Source organism: Ancylomarina euxina, from assembly GCF_003863355.1.
GTDB lineage: Bacteria > Bacteroidota > Bacteroidia > Bacteroidales > Marinifilaceae > Ancylomarina > Ancylomarina euxinus.
The window spans coordinates 85928-104106 of record NZ_QQWG01000015.1 but is presented as its reverse complement, the minus strand read 5'-3'; the positions used below and the strand labels follow the sequence as shown (position 1 = coordinate 104106).

Below are 18179 nucleotides of genomic sequence, written 5' to 3'. Positions count from 1 at the left end.
TCTGAAGAGCACTTTTACTTACTCCTAAGAATTTCGCTAACTGATTACGTTCTTTAAATTTATTTTCCTTAGTAAGAATTAAACTCTGAATACGAAGTTTTAAACGATAACTGTCAGTTATGCGTAACGCATCTTCTAATTCTAAAAAACTCTCTTTGATATCTACGTTTCTTGTTTTGGGCATAAAACAAAAATAATAAAACATTATTTGATTTTAAAATGGTATAACATTAGAGATAAAAGACTTGACACATCGCAGTCATGGGTGAGTTGTATCATATTTGTCCTTAATTTGCTTCGATTGAAGCAAATTTTTATGCCTCTTGCTCAAATGAGTATAAGTTCGATAAATATGTACTCAATATGGAAAATGATGCTCATAAAAATGTTCGGATATGAAAAACGGACAAAGTTTGCTTTCTCCGTTTTTCAGTAGACCCTAAATAGCCTAATTTTTTTCTATCAATCTAATTAGATGACTATTGTGTTAGATTATTTTTGTGAAAATGGCAGGATAAATATTATTTATACAGCTATTAGGTTACAAAGTTTGTTACGACTATCTGATTGGTTATTAAACCTGAGCAAGAGAAACTTTATTTAGGTAAAATCTATGTTCCGTTTTGAATAGATAGATTTTTTCAGTTCGGAAGCATTTTTGAGTTTATTTTTTTTGTTTGAATCTAATCGAGTGAATTAATAATTACTTCTAGCTGCAATTGTTAACTCCTTGTTAAAAGAACGACTGTTCGATTAAAAAACGAGTAAATTAGGCTCAGTTTTGATCTGAATTTGTCAAATTTACCTCAGATTAAGCTATTCGTGAAGGTCAAGGGGAAAAAAAATCTTGAAATTTAGATTTTTTTTAAAGGAACTTACTTTTTAATCCTTATCTAATCTAGATTACAAAAGAGTTTGTAAGTTTAAGTATGATAAGCTTTTTATATGATTCTAGATTAACAAAAACTTTACGATGATTGTTTAGTTGATTTTGCCCTATCTAATTGGTTTTAACAATTATTGACAAAAAAAATGAAATCTGATTCACCCATTTTACCTGATTGCGGGTCTTATGAGTGTAAGAAAATTGAAAATAATTAAAAAACAGAATATCTCTCAGGAGATAAAAATCAATATTGAATTCGTGGTAAAATGATTTACTGCACACAACAACTAACAAAAACAAAGACCAATGAAATTGAATTTTAAATTTGCTCTCGTTTTTATTTTGAGCAGCATGATTACTTTAAGTGCATTTAGTCAGATTGTTCAGCCAGCCAAGTGGAAGATTGAATTTTCGAAGAAGGATGTGAAGGTAGGAGAAACTCTTGAAGTATTAATTAAAGGAGACCTTGAGGATACATGGCATGTGTATTCAAATGACTTTGATCCTGATTTAGGTCCTATTGTTGCGAGTTTCAACTTTGCAAAAAATGATTCTTATGAATTAGTTGGTAAAGTGATGCCAATAAACGCTCATAAACACTACGATGAAGTTTGGGAAGGTGAAGTTAGCTACTTTGAAAAGAAAGCTGAATTCCGTCAAACAATAAAAGCTCTTAAAGCAAACGTAAAAGTTTCAGGTTCGTTCGAGTATCAGGCATGTACTGATGTTTCTGGACGTTGTGTAACAGGAGAAGAAGATTTTGATCTTGCTTTAACTGCACAGACAGATGTAGTAAAAGTGGCTGCTAAAGAATTAGTCAAAGAAACTGTGGCTAAGAAAGAAGAGACAAAAGGAATTGTTGCAGTTGTTAAAGAAGATGTTAAAACTGAAACTTTAGAAACAACTCCAATTCAAAAGAAAAAGGATTCGAAAAAGGGTCTTTGGGCAATTTTCATTGCGGCCTTTGTAGGCGGATTAATCGCAATCGTTACTCCTTGTGTATTCCCGATGATTCCTATGACAGTGAGTTATTTCATGCATAGTGGAGGTGGTAATAAAGCCAAGGGAAGAATGAATGCTTTCTTCTATGGTTTTTCAATTATTGCTATCTATACAATTATCGGTACTATTCTTGCTGTTGTTATGGGACCAGATTTTGCTAACTTCTTAAGTACTCATTGGGTTCCAAACGTGCTGTTCTTCATCATATTCGTTGTATTTGCCTTCTCATTTTTTGGAATGTTCGAAATTACAATGCCAAGTTGGATGGTAAACAAGTCTGTTGCAAATGAAGATAAAGGTGGTTTTATGGGTTCATTCTTTATGGCTTTCACGCTTGTGTTAGTTTCATTCTCATGTACAGGACCTATTGTAGGTTCTATTTTAGTTGCTTCGGCAGGAGGTGAAGTTTTGATGCCAATTATCGGTATGTTAGGATTCTCATTAGCTTTTGCACTTCCATTTACATTATTTGCAATCTTCCCAGGATGGTTGAATAATATGCCTAAGTCGGGTGGATGGTTGAATTCTGTGAAAGTTGTTCTGGGATTCCTGGAACTTGCTTTAGGATTGAAATTCTTAAGTATTGCTGATCAGACTTACCATTGGGGAATCTTAGATAGAGAAGTTTACTTAGCTATTTGGATCGTGATCTTCACATTAATGGGATTCTATTTGTTAGGAAAACTAATGTTCTCACACGATAGTCCAGTGAAACATGTTAGTGTACCAAGATTATTGTTGGCAATTGCTTCATTCTCTTTCGTTGTATATATGATACCTGGTATGTTTGGAGCACCTCTTAAAGCCTTATCAGGATTTACACCTCCAAAATCAAGTTTAGATTTTGATATTCCAACATTAATTGTAGAAAATGCTGGCTCAGGCGGTGTAAAGCACGAGAAAATTAATGCTAAGTATAGCGATTTCCTTCACTTGCCACATGGGCTGCAAGGTTACTTCGATATGGATGAGGCCAAAGCAGCAGCTAAGGCTCAGAATAAACCTTTGTTTATCGATTTTACGGGTCATGGTTGTGTAAACTGTCGTGAGATGGAGTCAAATGTATGGTCTAATACTGAAGTGTTGAGACGTTTAAGAGACGATTACATCATCGTAGCTATGTATGTTGACGATAAGAAACAATTACCAAAGGAAGAGTGGATCGTATCTAACTACGATGGTAAGACTAAAAAGACATTGGGTAAAAAGAATGCCAATTATCAAATCGAGCATTATAACGTAAATGCTCAACCCTATTATGTGCTTTTAGATAACGAAGATCAAGCTTTGCATACACCTAGAGCTTATGATTTAGATGTAGATGCATTTGTTAAGTTCCTTGATGAAGGTTTAAAGAATTTTAAGAACGGGACAAGCGTTGCGCTCTAGTTTTCATGTGTAAGTATAGCGATATGTTTGCAGCGCCCTTGTTCTTAGATGTTTGCAAATAGTTTTTTAATTATTTTTTTAGTTAGTCGGTAGAGGGGCAGGATCCGTATAGAATCGTTTGGTGTCTTAGAGACACAACCTTCTTTAAAATCATCTTTGGTCGGATCTGATTTTATAGAAATTGAAAGCGAACTCTTGGGTTCTGTCCTTTCTTATTGAGAATAATTTGTAAATAGTTGAATAATTTCAAAGTCAAAAGAAACCAGTTAAACATCTAGTATGTTTTCTTTTTAAATCAAATTCAGTTGAAATAGGCAAGTGTGCTTTATACACCACTTTTAATAAGGCTCGGAGCTCTTGTAAAGACTGGATTAAAAATTTTAAATATGACTTCTAATTTTAAATTTTCACTTCTAGTGTGTTTTAGCATTCTAGGACTGAACACTTTTGCTCAGTATACAACTACTGTACCCACCAACGAGGAGATAAAGACGGGTAAGCTTGAGAATGGCATGACTTATTATATCATGCATAATGAGGAACCTAAGGATAGAGCAAGTTTTTACTTTGTTCAAAACGTAGGTGCAATTCTTGAAGATGATGCCCAGAATGGTTTGGCTCACTTCTTAGAGCATATGGCTTTCAATGGCCTAAAGAACTTCCCTGGTAAAAACATGCTTGATTACCTGGAGAAGAATGGTATCCTTTTTGGTCGTGATATCAATGCATACACAGCTCAGGACGAAACGGTTTATAATTTAAGTAATATTCCTGTTGCAAGCGAGAATTTATTGGATTCCGCTTTACTGGTATTACATGATTGGTCTGGAGGACTATTGTTAGAAGATAAAGAAATTGAGTCGGAGCGTGGTGTCATTCACGAAGAGTGGCGTACAAGAAGAAATGTTCGTAAGCGTTTAGGTGATCAAACTTCTCCTGTAATGTATAATAACTCAAAATATGCTGATCGTGATGTGATTGGATCTTTAGATGTGATTGACAATTTTGAACACTCCGCATTACGTGATTATTATGAGAAATGGTATCGTCCAGATCTACAAGCTGTTGTTATTGTAGGAGATATTGATGCTGAGAAAATGGAAGCTAAAGTAAAAGCTTTATTCTCAAAAATTCCTATGCCTAAGAATGCTGCTGAACGCACATACTGTCAGGTTGAGGATTCAAAAGAATTGGCCTATGTAGCAGCTAAGGATAAGGAAGCAGGTAGCTTGAGTATCATGTGGTTGTTCCGTCGCGACTTAGATACTGTTAAGACTGAAGCCACACTTAGAAAAGGGATGGTTAAGTCTATGTTCTCTCAGATGCTTAAGTCTCGTATTGCTGAAAAAATGAAGGAATTGGAATGTTCAGCTGTTGGCATGGAGCTTGGTGGCTTCGATATGGCTAGAACTAAAGGTGCTGATTATATTTATGTATCTCCAAAAATTGGTAAAGAACTTGAAGCTTTTGCTGAAGTTTTAACTGAATTAGAACGAGTAAAGCGTCATGGGTTTACTCAATCAGAATTGGACCGTGTAAAAATTCAAACTCAAAGATCATACGAGTCCTACTATGCAAACCGTGCTAAAATTAGTAATGATACTTGGGCAAAGCAATTAGGCGATTTATACCTAAAGTCAGAGTCTTTCCCATCTATAGAGTGGGAGATGGCCTTTGCTGCTAAAACAATCCCTGCAATTACACTTGAAGATGTGAATGCTATGGTCAATAATTATTCAAATGAGAATAACTCAGCACTCATCTTAAAAGGCCCTGAAAATCAGACGCAGTATTACCCAACTAAAGAAGAGCTATTAGCCGTTTCGGCTAAAGTGAAGGCTTCTGAAATCGAGGCTTATGTGGATGAAGCGGGTGATGAGCCTCTTGTTGCTAAGGAATTAAACCCGGCTAAAATTACAGATACATTCAAGATTGAAGGAACGGATGCAAAAGGCTATGTTCTTGAAAATGGTGCAAGAGTTATTGTTCTTCCAACAGAATACAGCAAGGATAACATTTCAATGTCATCATTCAGTTTTGGTGGAACATCATTAATTTCTGAAAAGGATTTAGCTTCAGCAGATATGGCTACTGGAATTGTTGGCATGTCGGGTGTTGGAGAATTCAATGCAACTCAACTAAAAAAGAAGTTAACGGGTAAAATTGTTGCCTTAAGTGCAAGCCTGGGTGAGTTAACTGAAGGCTTTTCAGGATCTGCATCACCTCAGGATTTTGAAACATTGATGCAATTGCTTTATTTGAACTTTGAGGCACCACGTTTCGAAGAGGCGCCCTTTAATGCACAAATGGCTCGTATTAAAAACTACCTTGCAAATATTGGTGTTGATAATATGAAAGCACTACAGGATACCATTTCATTAGCAAGCACAAATTATTCTTCTCGTACCCTATTGTTCGGAGAAGAGTTTGTAAATCAGATTGATTTCAATAGAGCAAGCGAAATTTATAAAGAGCGTTTCTCTGACGCAAGTGATTTTACTTTCATCTTTGTAGGTAACATTAATGAAGAAGTACACTTGGCAATGATCCAAAAATATATTGGTAACATTAGCTCTATTAACAGAAAAGAATCTTTCGTAGATCATAAAGTTGGTCCTGCTAAAGGAAAAACGAGCAAGATTTTTAATCGTAAGATGGCAGTGCCTAAAACAACTGTATCATACTCTTTAAGTGGTGATTTTGATTACACACTTAAGAACAGATTAATGCTTAATGTTGTTTCTCAGCTTTTATCTAAGCGTTATATGACAACGATTCGTGAAGAAGAAGGTGGTTCATATGGTGTTGGTTGTAGTCCTTCTTCATTAAAACTACCTACACCGAAATTTGCTATAAATATCAATTTTGATACGGATCCTGCTAAATGCGATCGTCTTGTTGAAATTGTAGAAGAAGAAATTGTAAGAATTCAGAAAGAAGCATGTAATGCAGCGGATTTAACTGAGATTAAGAACAACTTTATCAAGAGTAGAGAAGAGTCTGAGTTGAAAAATGACTTTTGGATGAGTGTTATTAAAAATAACATGATGTTAGGTTCTGAGTTTACTTCTAAGGAAGACTATAAAAAAATGGTTGAAGGTATCGATGCATCAGCTGTGAAGAAGTTTGCTAAGAAACTGTTCAAGAAAACAAATACAGTAGAAGTGATTATGAATCCTTCTGCAGAATAATTTTGATTGTTAGTTTGTGTTAGTTGTGGATCGATCGGTTTTAAATCGGTCGATCTACTCTTTTAATAACACAGATGAATTTGGAAAAAAGAATGCATGTTTTAGGGGCATTAGATTCTTTTTTTTATAGAGTTACCTTGTTTAAAGGTAGCATCGCTTAGACCAGAGAGGGATTAAATTTAGCTATGCAATTTTAATATATCGAAGTCTAAATTACATTGTTTTATATCCCTATTGGGACCTATTTTTGAACTTTTCACTATGGTGAAAAAGATTAATACTTAACCTAATTTAAGAGTGACTATTTGCTTTTAACAAACAACAACAATGAAGGACGTTTACTTAAACAAATTAAAGAAGGAGTTTGTGCCAGCTGCTGGCTGTACAGAACCTGCTTCTATTGCTTTGGCAGCTGCTAAGGCTAGTGAAATATTGAATGCTAAACCTGAGAGAATAGAAATTAAGGTTAGCGGAAATGTTTTTAAGAATGTGATGGGAGTAGGGATACCTGGCTCCAATATGGTAGGCTTGCCAATTTCAGCTGCTTTGGGAGCATTAGGAGGTGAGTCGAAAAAAGGCTTGGAGATTTTTACAAACATTAACGAAGACCTTATTGATCAGGCTAAAAGTTTTGTTAGCGATGGTCATGTTGAGGTTTATATGTTACACGATGTTCCTAAGCTTCACGTTGAATGCCTTAGTTATAATGGCGATGATGTTAGCCGTGTTGTTATTCAAGATAGACATGAGAATATCGTATTGGTAGAACGTAACGGAGAAGTTATTTTTACCAAGGAAGTAAATAAGTTGTTAGAAGTTTCTGAGGAACAGGAAGATTGGAGTATAGAATCAATCTATAATTTTATAAAAGATGTCGAAATTTCTGAGCTTCAATTTCTTCACCAAGGGATTGAATTGAATAGAAAAATTGCTGAGGAAGGTCTTAAAGGTTCTTATGGTCTGCAAGTAGGTAAATCGATGTTGATGAATATCGAAAAAGGGATTCTTTCTGAAGATATTATCAATAAGTCCGTTATGATGGCTGCTGCAGGTTCTGATGCTAGAATGGCTGGATGTTCATTGCCTGTCATGTCTAATTGTGGCAGTGGTAACCAGGGTATGAGTTTGACTTTACCGATTATGGTAGCTGCAGAAAAATTAAATATTGAAGAAGATACGATGCTAAGAGCATTGGGATTAGGCTTATTAGTTTCAATACATATGAAATCTTTCGTTGGACAGTTGTCAGCACTTTGTGGTGTTCTATTGTCTACTTCAGGAGCAGCTTGTGGCATTACTTATATGATGGGGGGCGAATTGAATCATTTGAATTCAACTCTGAAGAATATGACTGGATCCGTTACAGGCATGATTTGTGATGGTGCAAATAGTTCTTGTGCTCAGAAGATTTCGGCAAGTGTATGTGCAGGTATTCAATCGTCTCTACTAGCAATAAACAGTCAATGTTTGAAGAATATGGACGGTATTGTAGACGAAGATGTTGAAGCTACTATTCGAAATATTGGTTTATTAGCGACTGAAGGCATGCAGATAACAGATGATGTTATTCTTAAAACCATGCTTGGTAAGATGAATAGAGCTTGTTAAGAAAGCTACTTAAAATAAAAAAAGGTCAATGGGATTATTCCTATTGACCTTTTTTTATAATTAAGATCTAATTATTCGAGGCTATTTGAGATTTGCCTTATGAATAAACAATTCAGATTTTTTTGGTTCAGCTTTACTCACTAAGCTAGCAATTAAATAAACTAAGGCTGATCCAAGCATACCAATCAAAACATGTTTGGCTGTGCCAATTTCCCAGGGAAGAGGGAGTTTGGCTCCTAGTGCAACTGCTAAATTATAGAGAGAAAAGAGGGTTCCGAAAATCATAGATGACATGGCCCCAATTGTTGTGCCTCGTTTCCAGATAAAGCCCAGCATTAAAGGAACAAAAGCACCCGTTGATAAAAGATCCGCAGCTAGCCATGAAACCTTAAGAATGGATCGTATCTCAAGTCCGATGACCAGGGCAATAAGCGTGACAACAATTGTTCCTAGCTTTCCAATGATCAGAAGTTGGTCTTGTTTGGCATCAGGCTTAAATTTGTTTTTATAGATATCCACACAGAGTACCATCGCTCCTGTGTTGATTAAAGAATCCATGGTTGACATAATAGCTGAACAAATCCCTACAAAGATTAAGGCTCCCAGAAATGGAGGCATATAATCATTGATAATACCCGAAATGACACCACCTTGAGGCATCTCTTCAAATAAGCCTAAAGCGAGCATCCCCGTGAAAGTCACCATCAGGTAAAGAGGGATGTAGACTAGAAAGCTTAAGCCTATCATCTTACGAGCATCTTGAGGCGAACGGGCTGCTGAAATGCGTTGCCAGACATTGGCCTGAATCATCCAGGCAGAGCCAAAGGTGATGATGTAAACCATATTGCTTGACAACTGATGGCTGAATGAAAAATAATCTTTCATATTCTTTGCTTCGGCTATGCTTTTTATAGCTGATAGGCCTCCTGAATAATAGTAGGCGTAGGCAAAGACCAATATTGAGGCTGATAGGAGAAAGACAAATTGGATGATATCGGTGCGAACAACAGCTTTAAATCCGCCAAAAAATGAATAGAGTAAGACAATACCTGTTCCAATAATGGCTGACATCTTATAATCCAGGTGTAGAAACTTTTCGAAGAATATACCAATTCCCACAATCTGTGAGGCAGCTGTAATCGTCATGAATAAGAAAATCAGCACTGAAAGCATTAGTGCTGGAGCTTTTCCGTAGCGTTCTTCCAATAATTGGGGTTGTGTGATGCTGCCCACTTTTCGGATGGCCCTCGCAAACACAAATAGCAGTCCGGTTGAGAACAAGACTGGCATCCCATATATCCAGAAGGCAGAAATTCCATTTTGATAGGAATGATCAGCTGTTTCAATAGCTGAACCAGCTCCCCACCACGAAGCAATAAATGTGATTGCCAGTGCTATAAAAGAAAGGGATCGGTTGGCCAGGAAATAGCCTTCAACAGAATCACTTTTCTTAGAAAATAGTGACGATCCAACAATAAGGATAACATAGATTGCTAAAAGGGTAATGGAAAATATTTGAAGAGGTGCCATGCTTTATTATAATGCTTAAAAATTCGTTTGTGATACATAGATACAGTTTTTTTGATGGAATAGAATGATAAAAAAAGAATAATTAGTCTGAATTAGAACCTGTGATTGCCTTATCAGAAGTTTATGATCTTGATATTTAACACTTGTTTAGGATATTGATGTTTTATAACAAATCTAAAAAAGAACAAAACGTCTTTCAATTGTTTTGGAGAGAATAAAAAACACTTACATTTGACGCAGTTTTGGTGAAAGCTTAATCGTCGATTGAGCTTTAAAAGGGAATTCGGTTAAAATCCGAGACAGCCCCCGCTACTGTAAGTTTTTTATGGTTTTTACTAAATCCACTGTTCCAACACTCGGGATGGGAAGGAATAAAACCGATCTATTGATCTACGAAACAAGTCAGGAAACCTGCCAAAATAGTAATCAAACTTAAGACTCTTGGGGAAGGGAGTTGTTTGTAGATATACATATCTTCAATTCATCGCACATACCCCAATTCTGTTTTATAGTTGCTTACTAATAAATTGATTCGTTAAGAGTCAGAGTGTTAATGTAAACTAAAATGCGATGAGCTGGTATCCAGTAAGTTTAAATTTAAAGGGCCGTAACTGTTTAATTGTAGGCGGTGGGAAAGTGGCAGAACGCAAGCTGAAATCTTTGATCAAGGCTGAAGCGAATGTGACACTTATTGCACCTAAGATAAATGCGATATTACAAGAAATGCGTGAGGCGGGTGCCTACCATTATCTTAATAGCACCTATCAAGCCAATGATGTGAATGGCTTTTTTCTTGTTATAGCTGCAACGGATTGTTCCGATACAAACTCTCGAGTAGGAGCAGATGCAGAGTCGCAAGCTATTCTATTCAATTCAGCCAATTCATCTGAGTATTCTAATTTTTATCCTGCAGCTGCAAGCCAGTGTGGTGATATTCAATTGGCTGTTTCCTCAAACGGTCAAAATCCTTATTTAGCAAAGAAAATCCGAAAATATCTCGATCAGAAATTTGATAAGTCTTTGCAAGACGAGGTTCTGGAATTGGGACGTTTGAGAAATCAGATGGTGAAGGATACGCTTGGACTTGGCGAAAAGGAAAAGAAGGCATTTATGAAGGACAACTTACTTGAAAAGGTAGAAGCATTATTAGATAAGATTGATAAAAACACTTGGGAATTATAAGGTCGATAGCATGATCGATTTATTAAGATACTTGATATAAAAAGAACGAATGAACGGAAAAGTATATATAACCGGAGCAGGTCCTGGAGATAAAGGTTTAATTACGGTTAAGGCTGCTGAAGCTTTGAAAATTGCCGATGTGGTATTCTATGACTACCTGGTTAATATTGAACTTTTGGACTATTGTAAGGATGGTTGTGAAAGCATTTATGTTGGGAAAAAGCATAAGAATCATACTTGTCCTCAGGAAGATATCAACCAAATGATTGTGGATTATGCCAAGATGGGAAAAACCGTTGTTCGTTTAAAAGGAGGCGATCCGTATGTATTTGGAAGAGGGAGCGAAGAAGCGATTAAATTGCTTGAGAATGGGATTGAATTTGAAGAGATTCCAGGTATAACCTCGGGTATTGCTGCACCTGCTTATGCTGGTATTCCTGTTACCGCTCGCAATGTTTCTTCTTCAGTGGCATTCTTTACTGGTCACCCTCCCGTAAGCCGCGAAAGAGATTTGCAATGGGACAAAATCTCTACGGGCATTGATACCCTTGTTTTTTATATGGGCATAACCAATGCGCCAACTATCATTAATAATTTGATGGAACATGGTCGTTCAAAAGAAACTCCGGTTGCTTTGATCCGTTGGGGAACTTGTCCTGAACAGGAGGTTGTAAAAGGCGAGTTGCATAATATCATTGCAAAAATGGAAGCTCTGGACTTTCGTCCACCAGCCATTATGGTTGTGGGCGAAGTGGTTTCTATATCAGATAAACTGATGGCTGTAGCTGAAGAAGCTCATATGGCTTATTAATTAGTGATTAGTGATTAGTGATTAGTGATTAGTGATTGCAAAATAATCCGAGTTCTTAAATCTGAAATCAAAAATTATGAAAGGAATATTACTGTGTGGACACGGTACTCGTGTTCAAGTTGGAGAATTAGCTTTTAAAGCATTTGCAGAGAAATTTGCTAGTACCATTACCGATTACGAAGTTGAGTATGGTTTTCTGGAACTTTCGGAGCCTAATTTTGAGCAAGGCATAAGCAATCTTAAAGCTAAAGGTGTGGAAGAAATTATTGCGGTACCAGTGTTCTTATTTAATGGTGTGCATATTGTTTCTGACATTCCGAATATGCTTCACAAGCTTCAGGAAAAATACGAGCTGAGTATCAAACTAGCGAACTATATTGGCGTTTGTCAGGAAATGGTTGATCTTTCATTGGATTTAATTAAGAAGAGTATCTCTGATGAAGATATGAGCGATACGGCTTTCTTTCCAATTGGAATTGGTGCTTCTATGGCCGATTCTAATGGGGATATGTTGAAACTATCTCGATTGGCTCAGGAAGAGTTGAAGATACCATTCATGATCAATGCCTTTACTTCTCGAATGACTTTCCCTTCAGTAGATAAGGCTTTATCTGTTTTAGATCAGTTGTCATACCAGCGAATTATCGCTTTACCCTATATTTTCTTTCCTGGCATTTATCTGGACAATGCAATCAGAAGCATAGAAGAATTCAAACTAAAGCATCCTGAAAAGGAGTTTATTCTATGCCCTAAAATTGGCGAGAGTGATATGTTGATTGATATTCTGATGTTGAGATTGAAGGCCGTAGAAGAAGGCCAGGTGGATTTGATTGAAAGCAGAGATCCTTCTGCCTGTTCACATCACCACCATCACCATGGGCACGATCATTCTCATGGGCACGATCACGGACATCATCATCATTAATACGTCCGACCCGTCATATACGTAGATATGCACGGACGTGCGTATTTTAGACAACAGTTATCAATTGTCAGTTTTCTGGCAACAAACCGACAACCAATAAACACATGTCAAAAACAAGAGGTAAAGTATATGGGGTTTCTTTAGGACCAGGTGACCCCGAATTGATTACAATAAAAGCACTCAAAACACTTCAGCATTCCGATAAGATTTATTATCCGGCGAGTGTTTCTGAGAAAAAGGGAAATTCAAGTTTCTCATTACCTATTTTGAAAGAATTAGGTTTAAACGATTTGCAACTACATCCTATTCCCCTGAAAATGTCTTACGACAGATCAGATGCGGAGGGAGCGTATTATGCATTGTACGAGAAAATTCAGGAAGATATCAATCAGGATCTTCATGTTTCAGTGGTGAGTGAAGGTGATATCTCTTTCTTTAGCACTTTCGCCTATCTCTTAAAGCACCTTAAAGCGAATGCAATTCCATATGAAATGATTCCAGGTGTACCAGCCTTTATTTTGGCAGGAGCTAAATCAAAATTGCCAATTTGCACTTTGAGTGATAAGGTATTGGTTGATCCGAATGTGGATAGCCGCGAAGACTTATTAAAGCGTTTGGAAGAAAATGATACTATCGTCTTGATGAAGGTTTCTAAGATAAAGACATGGATCGCAGACTTTATTTTAGAGCACAAACCCGAATTATTCTACGGAGAATATTTAGGCACTGATAAAGAGTTTGTCACTGACGATGCAGAAGCGCTTCGTGACAGAAGCATTCCTTATTTCACCATTATCATCCTGAAGAAAGTTAAAAAGGATAAAGGTTAAAGTAAAAAGGATAAAGAGTATAAAAGGCTGAAGGTCAATGTAATCCATAAACCACGAAGTGGTTAAACTTGAATAACTGCGGGTGAAACCCGTGGTGGATATAGTCTCCTCGATAGAAACCTGAAGGGGTTCAACTTTGGAGTATTCATATTTAGAAAAAAAGAGAACAAGATGCAAGGAAAAATATATATCGTTGGTTTAGGTCCTGGTGATCCAAACATGTTTTTAAATCCAGCTATCAATGCCATCAAAGAGGCAGATGTAGTGATCGGTTATAAGTACTATTTCAAATTCATTCAAACCTTCCTTCAGGAAGGAACGGAGTGTTTGGATACAGGAATGAAGCAGGAAACTAAACGAGCTGAGATTGCTTTTGAGTATGCTGAACAAGGCAAAAAAGTCGCTGTGATCAGTTCAGGTGATGCGGGCATTTATGGTATGTCGCCACTGATTTATGAGATGGCTGAAAAACGTGAATCGCAAGTTGAAATCGAATTGATTCCAGGTATTTCTGCTTTTCAGGCTGCAGCTGCAAAACTAGGCGCTCCAATTGGTCATGATACAGTTATTCTTTCTTTATCAGATTTGTTAACCCCTTGGGAATTGATTGAAAGACGTATTAAAGCAGCTGCTTTTGGTGATTTTGTGACTGTTTTGTATAACCCTAAAAGTAAAGGACGTTACTGGCAAATTTACCGTCTACAGGAAATTTTTCTTGAGGAACGTAGCCCAGAAACACCAGTTGCCATTGTGCGACAAGTAGGACGTGACGAAGAGCATATTGAGCTTAGTACGCTAGCTGAAGTTGATCTTGAAAAAGTGGATATGTTTTCATTGGTTGTGATTGGAAACTCTCAATCTTATATCTCTAAGAATAAGAAATTCATAACCCCACGTGGTTATTACGGTAAATACAGTGAGAATGGTAAGCCAGGACCGCTGATTATGCAGAAAAGTTTTGCGACCATTGCTGAAGAACTGAAAGGGAAAGATATTCCTTTGGAGACCAAGTGGGCTCTACTGCATTTAATTCATACTTCAGCAGATTTCCAGATGGTTGATTTGTTGAAGGTGCGCAACGATGCTTTGAATGTCTGGCATCAGAAATTGAAAAATGGCGGTGTAATTATTACTGATGTCACCATGATCACTTCTGGAATTCGTAAGGCAGCCTGCGAGCGAATGGGAATCGAAGTAAAATGTTATTTACACGATCCTCGTGTAGCCGAATTGGCTGAAAAGCATAAAATCACCCGTACTCAGGCTGGTATCCGTTTGGCGGTTGAAGATCATCCCGACGCGCTTTACGTCTTTGGAAATGCACCAACTGCCCTTATTGAACTAACAGCTCTAATGCGTTCTAAGAATTTCTTCCCAATGGGAATTATTGCATCCCCAGTCGGTTTTGTGAATGTAGAAGAGTCAAAGCATAGAGTGAAGAGTTTTGCGAAACTACCAGCTGTTATTATCGAAGGACGAAAAGGTGGCTCAACATTAGCTGCAACCATCGTGAATTCGGTATTAAGCTTAGATGATGCTAAAGAATTAAAACCAGGTCGAGATGTCTAAATTTGTGATCATAGGAATTACTGATATGCCGCATCCCAACCTGAATAGAGAAGCGATTCAGCATATTGCCGGGGCTCGTTTTTTCTCGGGAGGAATCCGTCACAAAGAGTTGATTCAGGATTATTTACCTGAGGATGCCGAGTGGATCAATATTACAGTGCCCTTGACTGATGTTTTTGATCAGTACAAGCAAATTGACGACACCATTGTTGTTATTGCTTCGGGAGATCCTCTTTTCTATGGGATTGGGAACACCATTAAACGTGAGTTCCCGGATGCTGAACTCTTGGTCTTTCCAGCTCACAATAGCCTTCAGCTTTTAGCGCATCGCTATCAGTTGGAATATGGTAAAATGCATATTGCAACGCTTACAGGTCGCGATTGGCCTGAGCTTGATTTGCCACTCATCAGAGGTGAACAAATGATCGGGGTTTTAACGGATAGACAGAAAACGCCAAAGACCATTGCTCAGTATTTGCTTGATTACGGTTTTGATAATTACGATTGCTATCTGGGTGAAAAACTAGGGGGGCCGAATCAGAAATGTCAGAAGTTAAGCATAGCAGAACTTTTAGAAGTTGATTTCGTTCACCCTAATTGCATGATATTGGTTCAGAAAGAGCCAATTGTTCGTCAGTTTGGTATTTCTGATGAGGCTTTTCAAACTTTAGAAGGACGCCCTAAGATGATGACCAAGAGTCTGATTCGCCTGGCAAGTTTGTCGAGTCTGCAATTGGATTCAGCTTCTCTTCTATGGGATGTTGGCTATTGTACAGGTTCGGTTTCGATAGAAGCCAAACAAGCTTTTCCAAAGCTAAAGGTGATTGCTTTTGAAAAGAGAAGTGAATCAGATGCCATCATTCGTAACAATATGAAAACCTTTCATGTTCCGGGAATCGATATTCACAATGGTGATTTCTTTGAACAGGATATAGAGGCTTTACCAGCTCCCGATCGCATTTTTATTGGTGGACATGGAGGTAAACTTTCTGAAATGATGGCGAAACTTCATGCTCTTTTAAAGCCCAATGGATGTATCGTATTCAATGCTGTAAGTGATGAAACCATAGCAACATTTAAAGAATCAGCCCATGAGTTAGGGATGAAATTGGAAAAACCAAGTCGTATACAATTGGATGATTTTAATCCAATTGAAATATTAAAGGCAACAAAAATAATGTAGATACGCACGATCGTGCGTCTATGATGTGATGATATGTTGATTTGGAAATGTGTTAATGTGATGATGCATATTTTTTATCAGTAAGAAACCACGATGTGGTTAAATATGAAAAACTGCGGGTGAAACCCGTGGTATATCTATGGAAATGGAATAGAACCCTGAAGGGGTTCAACAAAAATAGATCTCTGTAATTATGCAGATGTAAACAGATACAGAATGGATAAAATAGCCATAATCATAAATAATAAGCAATCGCTTGAAGTAGCTGATACGCTTAGAAAAGAGTTGGATCATGTTGAGATTTTTTCAGTAGGAGCCTATGATGGGACGACGAAAATTGAATCAATAAACAACTTCCTTGAAAAAGATTTTAATCATTATAATGCTTTTGTCTTTATTGGAGCTTTAGGTATTTGTGTACGTTCGATTGCACCTTTTATTCAGAATAAACAGATCGATCCAGCCATCATTAACATGGATGTGAAAGGTCAATTTGTACAATCTGTTTTGTCTGGACATAAAGGTGGCGCCAACCATTTGGCTAAAACGATAGCTAACATTTCAGGGGGAACAGCTTTGATTACTACTGCAAGCGATACGCTGAACCTTTGGGCCTTGGATATCATCGGTAGAAAATACAAGTGGACAAACGAGTATTTCAATACAACTGAAAATGACTTTATTGCTGCTTTTGTAAACGGTAAAAGAACGGCTTTATTACTTGATATAAAAGATGAAGGTAGCGAGCAATTGGAAAGAACGCTTCCTGATTTTGTAGAGGTGTTCTATGAATTCTCAGCAATCAATCCTAAGGATTTTGACTTGATTATTGCTTTGACACCAAAGCTTTATGAAACGACACTTCCTGTTTTATTCTTCCGTCCTAAATGCCTGCATTTGGGAACAGGTGCTCAAAAGAATATCAATGCAGAAGAGTACGAAGCACAAGTTTTGAATTTCCTTGAAGAACAAAATTATTCCAGGTATTCATTGGTGGCGATCAATACAGTCGATCTGAAAAAGGATGAAGCGGCTTATAAAGCGATGAGCGATAAGCATAATTTAGCATTCAACTATTATGAAGCTGAAGCACTCAATGAGATTGATGCCGACCTATTGTTTTCTGAAGCTGCACATGCGTCTACAGGGGCAAATAATGTGAGTGAGGCAGCAGCCTTATTGACATCGGGAGCCAAAAGTCTCTTGGTTGAAAAATCGAAGCATGTCGATTCTTTCGGTAAGCATTTTACTTTAGCCTTGGCTATGGACGTCCGTCAGGAAAGAAAAGCAGGTTTTGTAACCATTGTTGGTGCTGGTCCTGGAGATCCGGAATTGGTATCGGTTAAAGGGAAAAAATTACTTCAAAATGCAGACCTGATTCTTTATGCAGGAAGTTTGGTTCCACGTCGATTGACAGAATACGCTAAAGAGGGGTGTGTGGTTCGTAACTCAGCATCAATGACCCTTGAGGAGCAATTTGATATGATGCATGAGCATTATAAAATGGGACATTCAGTTGTTCGCTTGCATACAGGTGATCCATGTATTTATGGTGCTATTCAGGAGCAAATGAATTTCTTCGATCACAACCAGATGTCATATGAAATTGTTCCAGGAATCTCTTCATTTCAGGCAGCAGCAGCTCGTCTGAAATCACAGTTTACGATTCCTGATCGTATTCAAACCATTATTCTAACTCGTGGGGAAGGCCGTACAGCTATGCCAGAGAGAGAGAAATTGACGGAGTTGGCTAAGTTTCAATCGACCATTTGTTTGTTCTTAAGTGCAACCTTGGTTGATCAGGTTCAAGCTGATTTATTAGCAGCTTATCCTCCTGAAACACCAATTGCTGTTTGTTACAAACTGACTTGGCAGGAAGAAAAAATCTGGAGAGGAAAGCTGAAGGATTTGGCTAAAATCGTCAAAGAAAACGAATTGACTTTAACGACCATGATTGTGGTTGGAGAAGCCATTGACAATAGAAAGAACCGATCGAAATTATACGATCCAACTTTCAGACATATTTTTAGAGAAAAAAGTTAATTCGATGATATGAGGATTTGGTGATGTGAT

Annotated in this window: 12 protein-coding genes and 1 riboswitch; of the genes, 10 read left to right on the top strand and 2 right to left on the bottom strand. The window is 37.4% G+C overall.

The features are described 5' to 3' along the window. Positions 1–184: hypothetical protein (locus DWB61_RS17805; protein ID WP_225423396.1), on the bottom strand; the 184-nt coding region annotated here is incomplete at its 3' end. A 1008-nt stretch (positions 185–1192) separates the two neighbouring features. On the opposite strand from DWB61_RS17805, the gene DWB61_RS13570 reads away from it, so the two are divergent. The 3 genes from DWB61_RS13570 to DWB61_RS13560 all read left to right on the top strand — a co-directional run bounded on the left by DWB61_RS13570 (position 1193) and on the right by DWB61_RS13560 (position 8076). Beyond that, positions 1193–3277 (top strand): protein-disulfide reductase DsbD family protein, encoded by a 2085-nt coding sequence (locus DWB61_RS13570; protein ID WP_125031453.1) that lies wholly within the window; start codon positions 1193–1195, stop codon positions 3275–3277. 386 nt (positions 3278–3663) lie between these two features. Beyond that, positions 3664–6468 carry a M16 family metallopeptidase gene (locus DWB61_RS13565; protein WP_125031452.1) on the top strand — a complete coding sequence of 935 codons (2805 nt, stop codon included), beginning with the start codon at positions 3664–3666 and terminating at the stop codon, positions 6466–6468. Between the two features lie 327 nt (positions 6469–6795). After that, entirely contained in the window at positions 6796–8076 is a 1281-nt protein-coding gene (locus DWB61_RS13560; protein WP_125031451.1) for an L-cysteine desulfidase family protein, read from the top strand. A gap of 81 nt (positions 8077–8157) precedes the next feature. Here the strand turns inward: DWB61_RS13560 and DWB61_RS13555 are convergent, their stop codons facing one another. Further along, the gene (locus tag DWB61_RS13555) at positions 8158–9606 is read right to left on the bottom strand and encodes a sodium:solute symporter family protein (RefSeq protein WP_125031450.1); all 1449 of its coding nucleotides are present in this window, start codon (positions 9604–9606) and stop codon (positions 8158–8160) included. Between the two features lie 226 nt (positions 9607–9832). Then, a riboswitch (cobalamin riboswitch) is annotated at positions 9833–10039 on the top strand. Positions 10040–10176: 137 nt separating this feature from the next. On the opposite strand from DWB61_RS13555, the gene DWB61_RS13550 reads away from it, so the two are divergent. From DWB61_RS13550 to cobM, 7 genes are all read left to right on the top strand, one after another. Continuing rightward, complete coding sequence (locus DWB61_RS13550; RefSeq protein ID WP_125031449.1) at positions 10177–10788, top strand: precorrin-2 dehydrogenase/sirohydrochlorin ferrochelatase family protein; 612 nt, start codon at positions 10177–10179, stop codon at positions 10786–10788. 49 nt (positions 10789–10837) lie between these two features. After that, entirely contained in the window at positions 10838–11599 is a 762-nt protein-coding gene (gene cobA / locus DWB61_RS13545; RefSeq protein WP_125031448.1) for a uroporphyrinogen-III C-methyltransferase, read from the top strand. 76 nt (positions 11600–11675) lie between these two features. Beyond that, complete coding sequence (locus DWB61_RS13540; RefSeq protein ID WP_125031447.1) at positions 11676–12524, top strand: sirohydrochlorin chelatase; 849 nt, start codon at positions 11676–11678, stop codon at positions 12522–12524. A 104-nt stretch (positions 12525–12628) separates the two neighbouring features. Continuing rightward, a complete protein-coding gene (gene cobI / locus DWB61_RS13535; protein ID WP_125031446.1) occupies positions 12629–13354 on the top strand; it encodes a precorrin-2 C(20)-methyltransferase in 726 nt (241 codons plus the stop codon). A 171-nt stretch (positions 13355–13525) separates the two neighbouring features. Further along, positions 13526–14923 carry a precorrin-3B C(17)-methyltransferase gene (gene cobJ / locus DWB61_RS13530; protein ID WP_125031445.1) on the top strand — a complete coding sequence of 466 codons (1398 nt, stop codon included), beginning with the start codon at positions 13526–13528 and terminating at the stop codon, positions 14921–14923. Next, entirely contained in the window at positions 14916–16106 is a 1191-nt protein-coding gene (gene cbiE / locus DWB61_RS13525; protein ID WP_125031444.1) for a precorrin-6y C5,15-methyltransferase (decarboxylating) subunit CbiE, read from the top strand. Before cobJ ends, cbiE begins: the two co-directional genes overlap by 8 nt. A 216-nt stretch (positions 16107–16322) precedes the next feature. Then, entirely contained in the window at positions 16323–18149 is a 1827-nt protein-coding gene (gene cobM / locus DWB61_RS13520; protein ID WP_125031443.1) for a precorrin-4 C(11)-methyltransferase, read from the top strand. The last annotated feature ends 30 nt before the right edge of the window (positions 18150–18179 follow it).

Coding starts and splice junctions, on each gene's coding strand:
- cobM (WP_125031443.1), top strand. CDS start 16,323: ATGGATAAAATAGCCATAATCATAAATAATAAGCAATCGCTTGAAGTA.
- DWB61_RS13570 (WP_125031453.1), top strand. CDS start 1,193: ATGAAATTGAATTTTAAATTTGCTCTCGTTTTTATTTTGAGCAGCATG.
- DWB61_RS13555 (WP_125031450.1), bottom strand. CDS start 9,606: ATGGCACCTCTTCAAATATTTTCCATTACCCTTTTAGCAATCTATGTT.
- DWB61_RS13550 (WP_125031449.1), top strand. CDS start 10,177: ATGAGCTGGTATCCAGTAAGTTTAAATTTAAAGGGCCGTAACTGTTTA.
- cobJ (WP_125031445.1), top strand. CDS start 13,526: ATGCAAGGAAAAATATATATCGTTGGTTTAGGTCCTGGTGATCCAAAC.
- DWB61_RS13540 (WP_125031447.1), top strand. CDS start 11,676: ATGAAAGGAATATTACTGTGTGGACACGGTACTCGTGTTCAAGTTGGA.
- cobI (WP_125031446.1), top strand. CDS start 12,629: ATGTCAAAAACAAGAGGTAAAGTATATGGGGTTTCTTTAGGACCAGGT.
- cobA (WP_125031448.1), top strand. CDS start 10,838: ATGAACGGAAAAGTATATATAACCGGAGCAGGTCCTGGAGATAAAGGT.
- DWB61_RS13565 (WP_125031452.1), top strand. CDS start 3,664: ATGACTTCTAATTTTAAATTTTCACTTCTAGTGTGTTTTAGCATTCTA.
- DWB61_RS13560 (WP_125031451.1), top strand. CDS start 6,796: ATGAAGGACGTTTACTTAAACAAATTAAAGAAGGAGTTTGTGCCAGCT.
- cbiE (WP_125031444.1), top strand. CDS start 14,916: ATGTCTAAATTTGTGATCATAGGAATTACTGATATGCCGCATCCCAAC.